Raw genomic sequence first — 15,614 nt, 5'->3', positions numbered from 1 at the left:
TGCCATGTGCACGGGGTCGTGCCAGCCTGGCGTCCACACTGGCGCCAGACATCAGGAAATCCGCCGGCTCACGAGGAGGTCGGGGTGGGCTTCGCCGACGAGCAGCGCGCCGCGACCGCGCGCACGTGGAACGCGGCCGTCGGGCACCGCTTCGTCGAGGAACTGTGGTCGGGCCGGCTCGACGACCACGTGCTCGCGCGCTACCTCGCCCAGGACGCCCTGTTCCTCGACCGCTTCGTCGCCCTGCTCGGCGCGGCCGTCGCGTCGGCGGACCGCACCCCGCCGCGCATGGCCATCGCCCGCCAGCTCGGGCTGGTCGCCGGCGACGAGGACGACTACTTCGGCCGCGCGTTGACCCGTCTCGGCGCCACGGCCCCGGTCGACCCGCTGCCCCCGACGCGGGGCTTCCTCGAGCTCATGGACGAGGCGCGCTCCTCCGGCTCGTACGCCGAGGCGCTCACCGTGCTCCTCGTCGCGGAGTGGCTCTACCTCGACTGGGCGTCGCGCCCCGAGCCGTCACCGCGCGACTGGCTGCACGCCGAGTGGATCGACCTGCACCGCGGCTCCGCGTTCACCGCCTGGGTCGAGCTGCTGCGCACCGAGACCGACCGCGTCGCCGCCGACGCCGACCACGCCACCCGCGAGCGCATGGCCACCCTGTTCGCCCGGGCCGTCGACCTGGAGCTCGCCTTCTTCGACGCCGCGTACGGGGACTAGGCCGCCGCCGGGAACCGCTTGCGCAGCCGGCGCAGCTGGGCGTCGAGGTGCGGGCGCGCCCGGCGCTGCCCGCCGCGCTCGCCGATCGCCGCCACCAGCGACACCAGCACCCGCTCGAGCCGCGCCGCGTCGGGCGTCCACCCGCGGCGTTCGCACTCCTCGAGCCACTCCACCGCGCCACGGTGCCCGCGCTCGCCGTTGCACCGGCGGCACGCGGCGACCTCGTTCTCCAGCCACGACGGGCCGCCCTTGACCTTGGGCACCACGTGGTCGGTGGTCGCCCCGACGCCCCCGGTCAGCGGGCGCGCACACCACAGGCACGTGTCGCCGTCGCGCTCCTGCGCGGCGACGAGCCGCTCGCGTCGCCCGGGCTGCCGCATCTCCTCCATGGTGCCACCGGATGCGCGCTCCGGTGGGGCATGTGCCGGGGCGGTGGGTGCCGACGGCGGAGTGTCCAGCCCCCGATCCGGGCCTAGCGTCAGGCCGTGATGACCACCAACGGCACCGCCCCCCGCCCGTCCTCCGTGAGCGGCCCGATCCTCGGCGAGGCCGCCCGCCGCATGCTGCCCGTGATCGCCGGTCGCCTGTTGGCCGCCGTCGTGGACCGTGCGGTGGAGAAGGTGGACGACCTCGCCGACCGGCTCGGCGAGCGCAGCGGCAGCCCGCGCCCGCGCGAGGAGTCGTCCGGGGCGGATGGCTCGTCCGGCCGCGCCGGCGCGGCCGTCGCGTTCCTCCTCGAGCAGGCCCGCGTCTTCCTCGCGTTCGTGGTGCGCATCGCGGCGCAGGCGCTCGAGGCGCTGCGCCGGGCCACCGAGCGGCTGCGGGCCCGCCGCGCGCCCGAGGGCATCGACGAGGCCCCGTCGCCGGAGGAGATCCTGGACGACGCCGACGACCTCGACGACGAGTACGTCGACGAGGACGAGGACGAGGTCGGTGACGAGGACGAGGACGACGACGTCGAGGTGCGCGCCACGGCGAACGCCTGATCGGGCGGCCATCGGGCATCGTGGAGGGTGAGCCGTCCACGATCGATCCAGGAGTCGCCCGGTGACCGACACGCCCTCCGACACGCCCTGGTGGCGCGAGGCCGTCATCTACCAGGTCTACATCCGCAGCTTCGCCGACGCCGACGGCGACGGGATCGGGGACATCGCCGGGATCCGCGAGAAGCTGCCCTACCTCGCCGAGCTCGGGGTCGACGCGCTGTGGATCAACCCCTGGTACGCGTCCCCGCAGGCCGACGCGGGCTACGACGTCGCCGACTACCGGGCCATCGAGCCGGCCTACGGCACCGTCAGCGACGCCGAGAAGCTCATCGTCGACGCCCACGAGCACGGGCTGCGCCTGATCCCGGACATCGTCCCCAACCACACCTCCGACCAGCACGTCTGGTTCCGCGCGGCGCTGGCCGACGAGCCGGGCGCGCGGGACCGGTACGTGTTCCGGCCCGGCCGTGGTCCGGACGGCGCCGAGCCGCCGACCAACTGGCGCTCCCACTTCGGGGGACCGGCGTGGACGCGCGTCGAGGACGGGTCCTGGTACCTGCACCTGTTCGACCCCGGCCAGCCCGACCTGAACTGGGCGAACCCGGAGGTCGCCGCCGAGTTCGAGGCGGTCCTGCGGTTCTGGTTCGACCGCGGCGTCGACGGGTTCCGCATCGACGTCGCGCACGGGCTGGTCAAGGACCCCGACCTGCCCGACCTCACCGACGCCGCCGACCAGCTGGGGCGCAGCTACCCGCCCGGCGGGCACCCGTACGTGGACCGCGACGGCGTGCTCGAGATCTACGAGGCGTGGCGGCGGGTGGCCGACGAGTACCCGGGCGACCGCATGTTCGTCGCCGAGGCCTGGACGCCGGCCCCCGACCGCCTGGCCCGCTACGTGGCCCCGGGCCGCCTGCACACGGCGTTCAACTTCGACTACCTCGTCGCGCCCTGGGACCCGGCGGCGCTGCGCGAGACGATCGACACCACCACCGGCCGGCTGCGCGAGGTCGGCGCGTCGGCGACCTGGGTCCTGTCGAACCACGACGTCGTCCGCCACCCCAGCCGCTACGGGCGCCCCACGCGCGAGGTCGAGGAGGTCCCGACGTCGACGGTGGCCCGCGACGACCGCACCGACGTCGCGCTGGGCGCCCGCCGCGCGCGGGCCGCGCTGCTGCTCGAGGCCGCGCTGCCGGGCGGCATGTACGTCTACCAGGGCGAGGAGCTCGGGCTGCCCGAGGTCGAGGACATCCCCTCCGACGCCCTCCAGGACCCGACCTGGCGGCGCTCCGACTACACCGTGCGCGGGCGCGACGGCTGCCGCGTGCCGCTGCCGTGGTCGGCGACCGACGGCGCGTCGACCGGCTTCAGCCCGGAGGGCGCGGACGCGCCGTGGCTGCCCCAGCCCGCCGGGTGGGACGCCTACGCGGCCGACCGGCAGCAGGGCGACCCGGACTCGGTGCTCGAGCTCTACCGGACCGTCCTGCGCCTCCGGCGCGCGGACCCGGCGCTCGGTGACGGGGAGCTGGCGTGGGTCTCCGCGCCCGGCGACGCCGTGCTGCACCTGCGCCGCGAGCCCGGGTTCGCGTGCGTCGTCAACCTCGGCGCGGAGCCCGTCGACCTGCCGGCGCACGACGAGGTCCTGCTCACCAGCGTCCCGCTCGAGGACGGCCGGCTGGGCGCGGACGCGGCGGTGTGGCTGCGGGTGTCCTGAGCGGTCACCACTCCGGCGGCACGTCCGGCACCGCGGGGTCGGCCTCGACGACGGGGAGGTCCGACGCGGTGTCGACGACGACCGAGCGCGCGGCGGAGTCGGTCGGCGCGCGCTCGGCCAGCGCCTCGAGGGCCCGGTCGGTGCCGACGTCGGCGCCGGCCTGCTCGGAGAGCAGCCACCGGACCTCGAGCAGGTCGCAGTAGGCCTGCACGGCCGTGCCGACGTGGCGGACCGCGGCGTGGGCGCGGCGCATCCCCGGGGTCAGGACGTCGTGGAGCCAGCTCGCGATCGCCTGGTCCTCGGTGATCCGGCGTTCGGGATGCTCGCGGGCGATGGTGCGCTGGTGGGCGCGCAGGTCGCCGAGCAGGATGCGCGCCTGGCCCTCGCCCACCTGCAGGCCCGTGAGCTCGCGCAGGTAGCGGGCGTGGTGGGTGCGCTCGCCGACGGCCACGCGCAGCCGCACGACCCCGCCGTCGGCGTCGTCGGCGGGGGCGAGGCTCACCTCGTCGACGACGTAGCCGAGGTCGTTGAGCTCGCGCACCGTCCCCTCGACGCGGTAGCGGTCGCCGAACGCGAACTGCGCCTGGCCGTGCAGCACCTCCCACAGCGCCTCGTAGCGCGCCGGCAGCCCCATCGCCTCCTCGATGAGCTGCGGCTCGATCTCGGGCGGGCGGCCCAGGCTCGCGGCCAGGTCGGTCATCCCGGCGGCGACGTTCTCGACGAGGATGTCGAGGTCCATCGCGCGCTGGCCGTCGGACAGCGCGGGGTGGACCTCGCTGGTCTCGGCGTCGACGAGCCAGGCCTGGAAGAGCTGGCCGTCGCGGGAGAACAGGGTGTTCGCGAGCGAGCAGTCGCCCCAGTAGACGCCGTGGCGGTGCAGCTCGACGAGCAGGCCGACCATGGCGTCGAACAGCCGGGACCGCTGCGCGGGGCGGTTCGGGGGCAGGCGCGCGATGAGCCGCCGGTACTGCCACGACCCGGTCAGGTAGCGCGTGAGCAGGATCGAGCAGTCGTGGTCGGGCTGGGTGACGAGCCCGGCGGGGCGCACGGCCGGCAGGCCGGTGGCCTCGAGGTGGCGCAGGACGTCGAACTCGCGGCGCGCGATCCGCGGCGGCAGCTCCTTGAGCGCCCAGAGCGTCCCGTCGACCTCGACGAACCGCACGAGGTGGCGACTCGGCCCGACCGGCAGCTCGCGCAGGGGCACGGTCTCCGGCGACCAGGAGGCGAGGGGCCTATCCCACGGCAGGGCGATGAGCCCGGGGGAGGGGGCGCGCAGGCGCAGGTCCGGTGCGGTCATCGGGGGGCTCCCGGGGGCGAGGTGGTGCCGCGCAGCACGAGACGGGTGGGCAGGAGCTCGGCCGGCGGCACCCCGTCCGCGAGCTCCCCGCGCAGGCCGGCCACGACGAGCTCGCCGGCGCGGCGGCCCTGCGCGCGGACGGGCTGGGCGACGGTGGTGAGGTCGGTGAGCGCGGCCAGGGGGTGGTCGTCGACGCCGATCACCGACAGGTCCTCGGGGACGCGCAGACCCGCGCGGCGCAGGGTGCGGATCGCGCCGAGGGCGGTCTCGTCGTCGTGGGCGAACACGGCCGTCGGCGGGGAGCGCAGCCCCAGCAGGCGCGCCATCCCGTCGGCGCCGCCCTCGCCGCCCCAGGGCACGGTGACGACGAGGTCGTCGTCGGGCGGGATCCCGGCGTCGTCGAGCGCGGCGCGCCAGGCGGAGGTCCGCCCGTCGGGATCGGGGGCGAGGCGCCCGACGTCCTCGACGGCGATCATCCCGATGCGCCGGTGCCCGAGGTGGATGAGGTGGTCCATCGCCTGCCGGCCGGCGACGTGGTCGTCGACGCCCACCGACGGGTACGACGCCACCCGCCCGCCCGCGGCGACGACGTCCACGCCGAGCGAGGCGAGCCGGGCGTGCTCGATCTCGTCGACGGCGAAGGCGAGCACGACCACGGCGTCCACCTTGCGCCGCGCGGGCAGCCGGGCGAAGAACGCGGCGCGCTCCTCGGGGCCGCCGACGCGGAAGAGCACGAGGTCGAGGTCGGCGGCCCGCAGCGCCGCCTCCAGGCCCTCGAGCAGCTCGCCGAAGAACCAGCGCGACGGGTGCGGGACGAGGACCGCGACGCGCCCGGTCGGCCCGCCGGCGAGCCGCGTGGCCTCCGGGGACGCGACGTAGTCGAGCTCCTCCGCGGCCTCGCGGACCCGGGCGCGGGTGGCCGCGGCGACGTGCGGGTGGTCGCCGAGGGCCCGGGAGGCGGTGGCCGTCGAGACCCCGGCGCGGCGGGCGACGTCGTCGAGGGTGATCCGCGGCGGGCCGGGCACGGGTGTGGACGCCCTCGTCCCCCGCGTGTCCCCGGTCACAGCCGTGCAGCATGGCACCGACCCGCAAGCGCTTCCAGGGCTGCTCGGACGGCCAGGGCCGGAGGAGCCAGCCAACTGCCCCAGACGTCCCACAGCCACCGTCCGGTCGCTCTCGGTGCTTGACTTGTGAGACCCGCATCACCACGCTCCCACCGCAAGCGGTTCCAACACGTGTGGGTGCCGGGAGGGGAGACGGATGCGCCACCAACGACGGCGGCTCACGGCCGTGGCCGTCGCGGTCGCGGTGATCGCGGCGCTGGCCGCCGCGTGCAGCTCGGCGCCGCCGGGCCCGCCCGTGCTCACGTGGTACATCAACCCCGACGACGGCGGCCAGGCCGAGATCGCCGCGCGCTGCACCGCGGCGTCCGGCGGGCGCTACAGCATCGTGACGTCGACCCTGCCGCGGCAGGCCTCCGAGCAGCGCCAGCAGCTCGTGCGCCGCCTGGCGGCGAACGACTCGTCGATCGACATCATGAGCATCGACCCGCCCTACGTGCCGGAGTTCGCGCAGGCCGGCTTCCTCGCCCCGATGCCGCCCGCCGTCGAGGCGGCCGCCCGCGAGGACCGCGTGCCGAGCTCGGTCGAGGCGTCGACCTGGCAGGGCCGTCTCGTCGCCGTGCCGTTCTGGGCCAACACCCAGCTGCTCTGGTACCGCAAGTCCGCGGTCGCGCAGATGGGCCTGGACATGAACCGGCCGGTGACCTGGGACCAGATCATCCAGGCCGCCTCGCGGGCCCGCACCCAGATCGCCGCGCAGGGCACGCGGGGCGAGTCGCTGACGGTGTGGGTCAACGCGCTCATCGAGTCCAGCGGCGGCTCGATCATCACCAACGTCGGCGAGGAGAACCCGGAGCTCGTCCAGCTCGGGCTGAACGCCCCGCCCGGTCTCGAGGCGGCCCGCGTCCTGCAGACCTACGGGGCCGCCGGCGTCGCGCCGCCCGGGTTCCCGACGTCCGACGAGGACACGAACGCCGAGTCCTTCCAGTCCGGCTCCGCCGCGTTCATGGTCAACTACCCCTTCATCTGGGGGAAGGCGAAGTCCGCGGTCGAGGAGGGCACGCTGCCGCAGTCGGTGCCCGACGACTACGGCTGGACGATCTACCCGCAGACCCTGCCGGACCGGCCGAGCGCGCCGCCGCTGGGCGGCATCAACCTCGGGGTGGGCGCGTTCAGCAACCACCCGGACCTCGCCTACGACGCGACCACCTGCATCACGAGCCCGGAGAACTCCGCGTACTACTTCGTCTCCAACGGCAACCCGTCGTCGCGCATCTCGGTGTTCAGCGACCCGGAGGTCGTCGCGGAGTTCCCGATGGCGCCGACCATCCGCGACTCGCTGACCCAGGCCGCGCCCCGCCCGCAGACCGCGTACTACGCCGAGGTCTCCGGCGGTATCCAGCGGACCTTCCACCCGCCGGACGCGGTCGTGCCCGGCCCGACCAACGAGGCCGCCACGGCCCTCATCACCGCGGTGCTGAGGAAGGAGGCACTCCTCTGATGAGCGCCACCCTGGACCGGCCCACCAGCGCGGTGGACCCCACCCGCGACGGCGGGCTGAACGAGAAGACGAGGGCCGAACGCCGGCTCGGCTGGTACCTGGCCGGTCCCGCGTTCGTCGTGATGCTGCTGGTCACGGCGTACCCGATCGTCCAGGCGGTCTACGACTCGCTGTTCGACTACCGCCTCACCGACCCGGAGAACTCCTCGTTCGTCGGGCTCGGCAACTACGGGGTCATCCTCACCGACTCGGTGTGGTGGACCTCGTTCGGCGTCACGGCCTTCATCACCGTCGTCACGGTGGCCGTCGAGCTGGTCCTCGGGTTCGGGCTGGCGCTGGTCATGCTCAACGCCCTGCGGGGCCTGCGGCCGGTCCTGCGCACGGTGATCCTCATCCCCTACGCCGTCATCACCGTGGTCTCCGCGTTCGCGTGGCAGTTCGCGTTCAGCGTCGACTCCGGCTTCGTCAACTCGTGGTTCTCCTGGGTCCCGGGGGTCACGGCGGACACCGACTGGTTCGGCACGCAGGGCCTGTCGCTGTTCGTCATCTGCCTCGCCGAGATCTGGAAGACCACGCCGTTCATCTCGCTGCTGCTGCTCGCGGGCCTCGCGCAGGTCCCCGACGTGCTGCAGGAGGCGGCCAAGGTCGACGGCGCGACGTGGTTCCAGCGCCTGCGGCGGGTGACGCTGCCGAACATGAAGGCGGCGATCATGGTCGCCGTCCTGTTCCGCACCCTCGACGCGTTCCGGGTGTTCGACTCGGTGTTCGTCATGACCGCCGGCGCGAACGGCACCGAGACGGTCTCGTTCCTGGCCTACCGGCAGACGATCGAGCGCGTCGAGATCGGGCTCGGGTCGGCGGTGTCGGTGCTGCTGTTCCTGTCGGTGGTGCTGATCAGTGCCCTGTTCATCAAGGGCTTCAAGGTCGACCTGTCCCAGGCGCGAGGGGAGTAGCCGGTGTCCACCCGCGAGAAGGTCGGCTGGGGTATCGGCGGCCTGATCATCATCGTCTACTGCCTCTTCCCGGTGGCGTGGATCATCTCGCTGTCGTTCAAGTCGTCGGACGACATCGCGAACGGGCAGTTCCTGCCCACCGCGTTCTCCGGCGAGAACTACGAGCAGATCCTCGTCGGCGACGCGGCGGGGCTGTTCCTGCCGGCGCTGGTGAACTCGTTCGGCATCTGCCTCATCGCGACGTTCATCTCGTGCCTGCTCTCGATGTTCGCCGCGTACGCGATCGCGCGCCTGGAGTTCCCGGGCAAGAAGCTGATCCTGTCCACCGCGCTCGCGGTCGCGATCTTCCCGGTGATCTCGATCGTCACGCCGCTGTTCAACCTGTGGCGCCAGATCGGGCTCTACAACACCTGGCCCGGCCTGATCATCCCGTACCTGTCGCTGACGTTGCCGATCTCGATCTGGACCCTGTCGGCCTTCTTCCGCGAGATCCCGTGGGAGATGGAGCAGGCCGCGCAGGTCGACGGGGCGACGCCGTGGCAGGCGTTCCGCAAGGTGATCGTGCCGCTGGCCGCGCCGGGCGTGTTCACCACGGCGATCATCGCGTTCTTCCTCGCCTGGAACGACTTCGTCTACGGCATCTCGCTGACGTCGACCGAGGCGGCCCGTCCGGTGCCCGCGGCCCTCGGTCTGTTCTCGGGTGCCTCGCAGTTCGAGTCACCGAACGGGCCGATCGCGGCCGCCGCGGTCATCGTCACGATCCCGGTCGTGCTCCTCGTCCTGCTCTTCCAGCGACGCATCGTCGCCGGTCTCACCAACGGCGCCGTGAAGGGATAACCATGGCCTCGATCGAGATGAGCCACATCGTCAAGCAGTACGGCGACGGCTACCCCGCCGTGAACGACGTGAGCCTCGACATCGCCGACGGCGAGTTCATGATCCTGGTCGGACCGTCGGGGTGCGGGAAGTCGACGCTGCTGCGGATGATCGTCGGGCTCGAGGACATCACCTCGGGCGACATGGTCATCGCCGGCGACCGGGTCAACGACAAGGCGCCGCGCGACCGCAACCTGTCGATGGTCTTCCAGAACTACGCGCTCTACCCGCACCTGAGCGTCTACGAGAACATCGCGTTCCCGCTGCGGCTGGCGAAGGTGCCCGACGAGGAGGTCCGCAAGCGCGTCGAGGAGGCCGCGAGCGTCCTCGAGCTGAAGGAGCACCTCCAGCGCAAGCCCGCCAACCTCTCCGGCGGCCAGCGCCAGCGCGTCGCCATGGGCCGGGCGATCGTGCGCGCCGCGGACGCGTTCCTCTTCGACGAGCCGCTGTCCAACCTCGACGCCAAGCTGCGCGGGCAGATGCGCACGGAGATCGCGCGCCTGCAGCGGCGCCTCGGGATCACGACGGTCTACGTCACCCACGACCAGACCGAGGCCATGACCCTCGGCGACCGCGTCTGCGTGCTGCGCAAGGGCGTGATCCAGCAGGTCGCGTCGCCGCGCGAGCTCTACGAGCAGCCGGTCAACCTCTTCGTCGCCGGGTTCATCGGCTCGCCGCCGATGAACTTCCTGCCCGCCACGGTCGAGGGCACCGCGCTCTCGACGCCGTTCGGGCAGGTCGAGCTGGGTCAGGAGCGCGCCGAGAAGGTCAAGGGCCACGAGCTGCTGCTCGTCGGCATCCGCCCCGAGTACTTCGAGGACGCGAGCCTCGTCGACGAGGCCAAGAAGCCGCACGGGTCGACGTTCACCGCGCGCGTCGACGTCACCGAGTGGCTCGGCGACGCGCAGTACGCCTACATCCCGTACGAGGCGCCGGAGGAGGTGGCCGCGCAGCTCAAGGAGCTCTCCCGCGAGCTGGACTCCGACCAGCTCCGGACCCAGGCCGTCGTGTCGATCGACTCCACCAGCCGCATCCGCGAGGGCCGCGAGGCCGAGTTCTGGCTCGACACCCGCAAGATCCACGTCTTCGACCCCAAGACCGGGGAGAACCTCACCCGCGACGCCGAGGCCGGCCGCAAGCTGACCGAGATGGCCGCCGAGGACCGGGTCGACCAGGTGGAGCGGGCGAAGGTCTGAGCGGTCTGAGCCGGCGGGCTCAGAGACGGTGCCAGGCCTGGGCGAGCTGGGAGGCGATCGGCGTGATCACCCGGCGGTCGTTCCAGTAGTACGGGTGCGCGAGCGGTGTCGCGCCGAGGGGCCAGGGGCCGACGGTGACGCGTCGGTCCTCGGTCACCGCCTTGGCCCACAGGTCGCTGAGCGGGCGCAGCGGCGAGGAGATGACGTCGTCGGGGTCGTAGACGTTGACCCACTCGCCGCGCTGCCGGGGATGCCACGCCCCGAACGAGGCGCTCGGGACCTGCAGCGGCACCCCGAAATCGGGGTGGCGTTGCGCCCACAGGGCCAGGGGGCTGCCCAGCGTGTAGAACCAGCCGAGGGTCTCGCCGCGCTCGAGCGGGGTGTCGCCGAGGATCCCCCGGGCCGCCCGGCTGAGCGGGGTCCCGGCCGGCACGCCCTGCAGGTCGTAGAGGAAGTCGCTGGACACGACGCTGCCGAGGCTGTGCCCCAGGACCGCGAGCGGCGCGTCCGGGCCCGCCTTGCGCGCCAGCTCGTGCAGCGACGCGGCGAGGATGGCCTGGACCTCCTCGTAGTGCCCGGTCCCGTCGGTGCCCGAGTGGTAGGCCACGGCGTCGCCGAGGTAGTGCACGATCAGCCAGCGCAGCGTGGGGAAGTGGGCGTCGCCGAAGCCCGGCAGCCAGCGCAGGCCGGCCGTCGACGCCGCCGCGAGCAGCGCCAGCGTCGAGCCCTGACTCGCCTGCGCCGCGAGCTTGTCGAGCATCGTCACCAGCCACCGTGACCCCTGGCCGGCGATGCGGTCGCTGAGCTGCTCCTGGCCCTCCTCGAACACCGGCGCCCAGAACGCGGGCTCCATCACCAGCGCCTCCGACGCCGGGACGCCCGCGATGCGCTCGAACTCGTCGCCGATGAGCGCCATGGCGCGGTCGGCGTACTGGTCGCCCGCGCTCTCGACGCCGTGGACGAGCAGGACGGCCAGACGTGTGCTCACTTGGTGCTCGACCCGGCCGTCTCGGTCAGCTGCGCGTACGGCGTGCGCAGCCCGTCGCGGACGAGCCGCACCAGGGCGTGGCGCTGGCGGACGAACAGCACGATCGCCGCGCCGAGGTAGACACCCGAGAGGATGAGCAGCTCGAGCTCCTGCAGCGGCGGTGGCAGCGTCGCGGCGAGCACGAACTGGGCCACGAAGAGCCCGAGCAGGCTCAGCGCGCCCCACACCGTGATCGAGAGCGTGACGAGGAGCGCGACCGCGAACAGCGACTGCGCGGCGGTGATGAGCAGCTCCTCGCGCTGCACGGTGTCGACCGGCAGGCCGTTGAGCGACCCCGCCGAGAGGGCGAACACGATCGGCAGCGTCCCCACGAGCAGCGACCACTGGTTGACCTTCGACGACACCAGGGTCGCCAGCGCGTCGGTGGTCTTGAGGCGCCAGGCGTAGAGGCCGGCGACGAGCAGCTCGGGCGCCTCGGAGGCCAGCGGGGCGAGCCACTGGACGAGGAAGAACTGGCTGATGCCGAGCTCGGTGCCGGTCTGCACGAGCGAGTCGGCGAACGGCTCGGCGCACAGCACGATGATCACCGCGGCGACGACGAAGAACCCGATGTAGCCGGTCCGGCGCTTGCCGGCGTCCATCCGCCCCACCCACGCGGAGGGGCCGATGAGGTCGGGGTCCTCGGCCGGCGCCTTGGCCACCCGGATGCTGTAGAGCACGAAGATGCCGACGAGGACGACCGTGTCGACCAGGGTGATGCTGACGCGCAGCGGCAGGGTCAGCGAGTAGACCGTCGCGAGCAGCAGGAAGACCAGCGGCACGGCGTCGGTGCGCTGCAGCGTCACGCGCGTCGCGTGGCCCTCGCGGTGGGACGTGCCGGCGCCGCCCTCCTGGCCGGCGTCGGCGCCGCCGCGGCGCAGGCGGATTGCGGCGAGCAGCACGACCAGCGCCCACCCGACACCGACGAGGATCCGGTTGGCGCCGGTCATGTTGGCCAGCGCCAGGCCGCAAGGGGACTGCTCCGTGGAGCCCGGCGGCAGGCACGTCGGCCCGTACTGGGCGTACGCCTCGCCGCCCTGGATGGTGAAGACGAAGTCGACCGCGTACTCGGGCAGCACCGCGACCAGCGCGAGCAGCGCGATCGCCAGCCCGGCGGAGATGTCGACCTGCGCCGCCTCGGCGGCCCACGACAGCAGGAACGCCGCGCCGACGATCGCGACGCCGTAGAGCAGCGCGTCCACGGGGTGGGACAGCGAGATCCCCGCGATGTGCAGCACGAGCCCCGGCACCGCGACGGCCACGGCGACCGCGACCAGCAGGGGGGATCGGTCACCGCGACGGGCCGTGCCCGCGCTGCTGGACGTCATGTCCGGTTCTCTACCCGCCACCCGACTCCCACACCCGTCCGACGCGCCGATCACATCGATCACACGTCCGCCCGCCACGGCGTACCTCCGAGCGGCCCCGGACCGGCGGGCCGGCCGGGCCTGTGCGCACCGGGTTTGCTGCGAGTCGGGGTCCTGCGGCACGGTGGCGCGCCGGCAACCCGTCCCGCTCCCCGCTCCCCGAGGTGGTCGCCGTGCCGTTCACCCCTGCCCTGAGCCTCGACGGGCTCGTCCACACCGGCGTCGCCGTCGCGGTCATCGTGCTGGTGGCCGTCGTCCTGCGCTTCGTCGTCAACCGCGTCATCGGGCACGTGGCCGCCGGCGCCGGCGTGCCCGGCCTGCTCTCGCTCGTGCGCCGCCGCCGCGGTGTCTCCGACGCCGACCGGATCGAGGCCTTCGGGTCCGCGCGGCGGGCGCAGCGGGCGCGGACCGTCGGGTCGGTGATCCGCAACGCGGCCACGATCCTGATCTTCGGGACCGCGTTCATGATGGTGCTCGGCCAGTTCGGCGTGAACCTCGCGCCGGTGCTCGCCTCGGCCGGCGTCCTCGGGCTCGCGATCGGGTTCGGCGCGCAGAACCTCGTCAAGGACTTCCTGTCGGGCATCTTCATGCTGCTCGAGGACCAGTACGGCGTCGGCGACCACGTCGACCTCGGCGACGCGATCGGCACCATCGAGCGGGTCGGGCTGCGCACGACGACGGTCCGCGACGTCACCGGCATGGTCTGGTACGTCCGCAACGGGACGATCGAGCGCGTCGGCAACGGCTCGCAGGACCACGCCGTGGCCGTCGTCGACCTCCCGCTGGCGATCGACACCGACGTCACCCGCGCCGCGACGATCGCCGAGGCGGCCGCGGTGGCCGGCATCGACGAGCACGGGCACGGCGCGGACGTGCTGGAGAGGCCGCAGGTGCTCGGGGTCGAGTCGCTGTCCGCGTCGGGCCTGACGCTGCGGCTGACCGCGCGGACGAAGCCCGGTCGGCAGTGGGCGGTCCAGCGTGCGATGACCGAGCGGGTCGTCGCGGCGCTGCGGGCCGACGAGGTGGTGCTGGCGCCCGCCGGGGCCTGAGGAGGTCCCGAGATGTGATCTGTGCCGTTCCGGCGGGTGTCGGACGCGCGGATCACACATGGCCGGGAGCACGATCAGGTGGTGATCGCTGGTCGCCCTCGCCGCGGGACCCGGCTCGCCGCCACGGTGCTCGTCGCCGCCTCGCTGGCCGCCGGATGTGCGATGGGCGGCCCGCCCCCGCCGGCCGCGGCGCCGGTCGTTTCCCCGCCGCCCCGGCCGGCCGTCGTGCCGCCGCCGGCGGCGAGCCCGGCCCCCGCGCCGTCCCGGGCCCGGGCGGCCGTCGACGCCACCGCGGCGGCGGCTCAGGAGCGCGGTGGTGTGACCCTCGGCGTGGCCGTCCTCGACCGCACGACGGGACAGACGGCCGCCAACGACGAGGGCGCCACCCCGCTGCGGGCGGCGTCGGTGGCCAAGCTCTTCACGATCGTCGACATCCTCACCCGCCGGGAGGCCGGTCAGCTGACGACGACGCCGGACGACGAGGACCGTTTCCGTCGGGCGCTCAGCCTCAGCGACGACGACGCGATGAACGCGCTGTGGTCGACCTACGGCGGCCCGGCGGGCATCGACCGGGTGGCGTCGATGCTCGGTCTCGCGGAGACCAGCCCGCCGGCGGACACGTCCCAGTGGGGCGAGGTCCGGACCTCGGCGCGGGACGTGGCCGCGCTCTACGCCTTCGTCACCACCCGGCTCGCGCCCGCCGACCATGACCTCGTGATGCAGTCGCTCGCGGACGCGCCGTCCACGGCCGCCGACGGGTTCGACCAGGGCTTCGGCCTGCTCGATCCGACCCGGCGCGGCAGCGCGGTGGCGAAGCAGGGGTGGCTGTGCTGCATCGGGTCGAGCGTCGACCTGCACTCGGCCGGTTTCCCGGACGCCGACGGGCGCTACGTCGTCGTGCTCCTGTCCAACCAGCCGCGCGGCTACGACGCCGCCCGCACGCTGCTCGACGACGCGGCGGCGGCGGCCCGCGATGCCCTCGCCGGCTGACCCCTAGTCTCGCGCGGGTGGAGAGCCTCGCCCAGATCGACGACTGGCCCGTCGAGCACGCCGCGGCCGGGGTGGTGGCGGCCGACGGGACGGTGCGCGGCACCCGCGGCCCGACCGACCGGCGCTTCCCGCTGGCGTCGGTGACCAAGCCGCTCGTGGCCGTCGGGGCGCTGGTGGCGGTCGAGGAGGAGGCGATCACCCTCGACCAGCCCGCCGGGCCGGAGGGGTCGACGGTGCGCCACCTGCTCGCCCACACCTCGGGGCTGGCGTTCGGGGAGCACCGCGCGGTCGCCGAGCCCGGCACGCGGCGGCTGTACTCGTCGGCGGGGTTCGAGGTGCTGGCGACGACGATCGAGGAGGCCACCGGCATCGGGTTCGCCGACTACCTCCACGAGGCCGTCCTCGCCCCGCTCGGCATGGCGTCGACGACCCTCGACGGCTCGCCGGGCCACGGCGCCACGTCGACCGTCGACGACCTGCTGCGCCTCGCCGCCGAGCTCCAGGCGCCGCGACTCCTGCACCGGTCGACGCTCGACGAGGCGACGTCGGTGGCGTTCCCGGGCCTCAACGGCACGATCCCGGGCTTCGGGCACCAGAAGCCCAACGACTGGGGGCTGGGGTTCGAGCTGCGCGACGGCAAGTCGCCCCACTGGACCGGGGCGACGAACTCGGCGCGGACGTTCGGGCACTTCGGCCAGTCGGGCACGTTCCTGTGGGTGGACCCGGACGCCGGTCTCGCGTGCGTGGCCCTCACCGACCGCGACTTCGGTGACTGGGCCAAGGCCGCCTGGCCGCCCCTCGCCGACGCCGTCCTCGCCGAGGGCTAGCTGTACTCGGCCAGGACGTTGGTGACGGTGGCTGACGGCGTGGCGAGTTGAGGCAG

At 73.7% G+C, this 15,614-nt stretch carries 15 protein-coding genes; 10 read left to right on the top strand and 5 right to left on the bottom strand.

Annotated features, from left to right (window positions below; all coding sequences use genetic code 11):
* The first annotated feature begins 84 nt into the window (after positions 1-84).
* On the top strand, positions 85-717 hold the full coding sequence (locus tag PH190_RS26120) for a TenA family protein (RefSeq protein WP_274234464.1): 633 nt from the start codon (positions 85-87) through the stop codon (positions 715-717).
* Here the strand turns inward: PH190_RS26120 and PH190_RS26115 are convergent.
* A complete protein-coding gene (locus PH190_RS26115; RefSeq protein WP_274234463.1) occupies positions 714-1,106 on the bottom strand; it encodes an HNH endonuclease in 393 nt (130 codons plus the stop codon). The genes PH190_RS26120 and PH190_RS26115 overlap by 4 nt on opposite strands.
* A gap of 96 nt (positions 1,107-1,202) precedes the next feature.
* Here PH190_RS26115 and PH190_RS26110 point away from each other — a divergent pair, with 96 nt between their 5' ends.
* Together PH190_RS26110 and PH190_RS26105 are read left to right on the top strand one after the other, a co-directional pair.
* Positions 1,203-1,703, top strand: coding sequence for a hypothetical protein (locus tag PH190_RS26110; RefSeq protein ID WP_274234462.1), 501 nt, complete (start codon positions 1,203-1,205; stop codon positions 1,701-1,703).
* A gap of 61 nt (positions 1,704-1,764) precedes the next feature.
* A complete protein-coding gene (locus tag PH190_RS26105) occupies positions 1,765-3,414 on the top strand; it encodes a glycoside hydrolase family 13 protein (protein ID WP_274234461.1) in 1,650 nt (549 codons plus the stop codon).
* Between the two features lie 4 nt (positions 3,415-3,418).
* On the opposite strand, the gene PH190_RS26100 is transcribed toward PH190_RS26105, so the two are convergent.
* The gene (locus PH190_RS26100) at positions 3,419-4,711 is read right to left on the bottom strand and encodes a DUF4032 domain-containing protein (RefSeq protein ID WP_274234460.1); all 1,293 of its coding nucleotides are present in this window, start codon (positions 4,709-4,711) and stop codon (positions 3,419-3,421) included.
* Complete coding sequence (locus PH190_RS26095; RefSeq protein ID WP_274234459.1) at positions 4,708-5,736, bottom strand: LacI family DNA-binding transcriptional regulator; 1,029 nt, start codon at positions 5,734-5,736, stop codon at positions 4,708-4,710. Before PH190_RS26095 ends, PH190_RS26100 begins: the two co-directional genes overlap by 4 nt.
* A 235-nt stretch (positions 5,737-5,971) precedes the next feature.
* Here PH190_RS26095 and PH190_RS26090 point away from each other — a divergent pair, with 235 nt between their 5' ends.
* From PH190_RS26090 to PH190_RS26075, 4 genes are read left to right on the top strand one after another with little or no spacing between them, the layout of a single operon-like run.
* Positions 5,972-7,273 carry an extracellular solute-binding protein gene (locus PH190_RS26090; protein ID WP_274234458.1) on the top strand — a complete coding sequence of 434 codons (1,302 nt, stop codon included), beginning with the start codon at positions 5,972-5,974 and terminating at the stop codon, positions 7,271-7,273.
* Positions 7,273-8,226 carry a carbohydrate ABC transporter permease gene (locus PH190_RS26085; protein ID WP_274234457.1) on the top strand — a complete coding sequence of 318 codons (954 nt, stop codon included), beginning with the start codon at positions 7,273-7,275 and terminating at the stop codon, positions 8,224-8,226. Before PH190_RS26090 ends, PH190_RS26085 begins: the two co-directional genes overlap by 1 nt.
* A 3-nt stretch (positions 8,227-8,229) precedes the next feature.
* Entirely contained in the window at positions 8,230-9,063 is an 834-nt protein-coding gene (locus tag PH190_RS26080) for a carbohydrate ABC transporter permease (RefSeq protein ID WP_274234456.1), read from the top strand.
* Positions 9,064-9,065: 2 nt separating this feature from the next.
* Complete coding sequence (locus PH190_RS26075; RefSeq protein ID WP_274234455.1) at positions 9,066-10,298, top strand: ABC transporter ATP-binding protein; 1,233 nt, start codon at positions 9,066-9,068, stop codon at positions 10,296-10,298.
* A gap of 19 nt (positions 10,299-10,317) precedes the next feature.
* On the opposite strand, the gene PH190_RS26070 is transcribed toward PH190_RS26075, so the two are convergent.
* Both PH190_RS26070 and PH190_RS26065 read right to left on the bottom strand, forming a co-directional pair.
* A complete protein-coding gene (locus tag PH190_RS26070; RefSeq protein WP_274234454.1) occupies positions 10,318-11,286 on the bottom strand; it encodes a hypothetical protein in 969 nt (322 codons plus the stop codon).
* Positions 11,283-12,653: a sodium:proton exchanger gene (locus tag PH190_RS26065; protein WP_274234453.1), complete on the bottom strand. Its 1,371-nt coding sequence runs from the start codon at positions 12,651-12,653 to the stop codon at positions 11,283-11,285. The genes PH190_RS26070 and PH190_RS26065 overlap by 4 nt, the downstream gene beginning before the upstream one ends.
* A 212-nt stretch (positions 12,654-12,865) precedes the next feature.
* Here PH190_RS26065 and PH190_RS26060 point away from each other — a divergent pair, with 212 nt between their 5' ends.
* The 3 genes from PH190_RS26060 to PH190_RS26050 all read left to right on the top strand — a co-directional run bounded on the left by PH190_RS26060 (position 12,866) and on the right by PH190_RS26050 (position 15,558).
* Positions 12,866-13,741: a mechanosensitive ion channel family protein gene (locus tag PH190_RS26060; RefSeq protein WP_274234452.1), complete on the top strand. Its 876-nt coding sequence runs from the start codon at positions 12,866-12,868 to the stop codon at positions 13,739-13,741.
* A gap of 81 nt (positions 13,742-13,822) precedes the next feature.
* On the top strand, positions 13,823-14,731 hold the full coding sequence (locus PH190_RS26055; protein ID WP_274234451.1) for a serine hydrolase: 909 nt from the start codon (positions 13,823-13,825) through the stop codon (positions 14,729-14,731).
* Between the two features lie 17 nt (positions 14,732-14,748).
* Positions 14,749-15,558 carry a serine hydrolase domain-containing protein gene (locus PH190_RS26050; protein ID WP_274234450.1) on the top strand — a complete coding sequence of 270 codons (810 nt, stop codon included), beginning with the start codon at positions 14,749-14,751 and terminating at the stop codon, positions 15,556-15,558.
* Positions 15,559-15,614 lie beyond the last annotated feature (56 nt).

Source organism: Actinomycetospora straminea, assembly GCF_028737255.1.
Lineage (GTDB): Bacteria > Actinomycetota > Actinomycetes > Mycobacteriales > Pseudonocardiaceae > Actinomycetospora > Actinomycetospora straminea.
The sequence above is the reverse complement of the archived record's forward strand: the minus strand, read 5'-3'. Positions and strand labels throughout refer to the sequence as shown.

What these genes read in the sequence shown, in the direction of transcription:
- PH190_RS26115 (WP_274234463.1), bottom strand. Translation starts at nt 1,106, where the DNA reads ATGGAGGAGATGCGGCAGCCCGGGCGACGCGAGCGGCTCGTCGCCGCG.
- PH190_RS26100 (WP_274234460.1), bottom strand. Translation starts at nt 4,711, where the DNA reads ATGACCGCACCGGACCTGCGCCTGCGCGCCCCCTCCCCCGGGCTCATC.
- PH190_RS26075 (WP_274234455.1), top strand. Translation starts at nt 9,066, where the DNA reads ATGGCCTCGATCGAGATGAGCCACATCGTCAAGCAGTACGGCGACGGC.
- PH190_RS26090 (WP_274234458.1), top strand. Translation starts at nt 5,972, where the DNA reads ATGCGCCACCAACGACGGCGGCTCACGGCCGTGGCCGTCGCGGTCGCG.
- PH190_RS26065 (WP_274234453.1), bottom strand. Translation starts at nt 12,653, where the DNA reads ATGACGTCCAGCAGCGCGGGCACGGCCCGTCGCGGTGACCGATCCCCC.
- PH190_RS26085 (WP_274234457.1), top strand. Translation starts at nt 7,273, where the DNA reads ATGAGCGCCACCCTGGACCGGCCCACCAGCGCGGTGGACCCCACCCGC.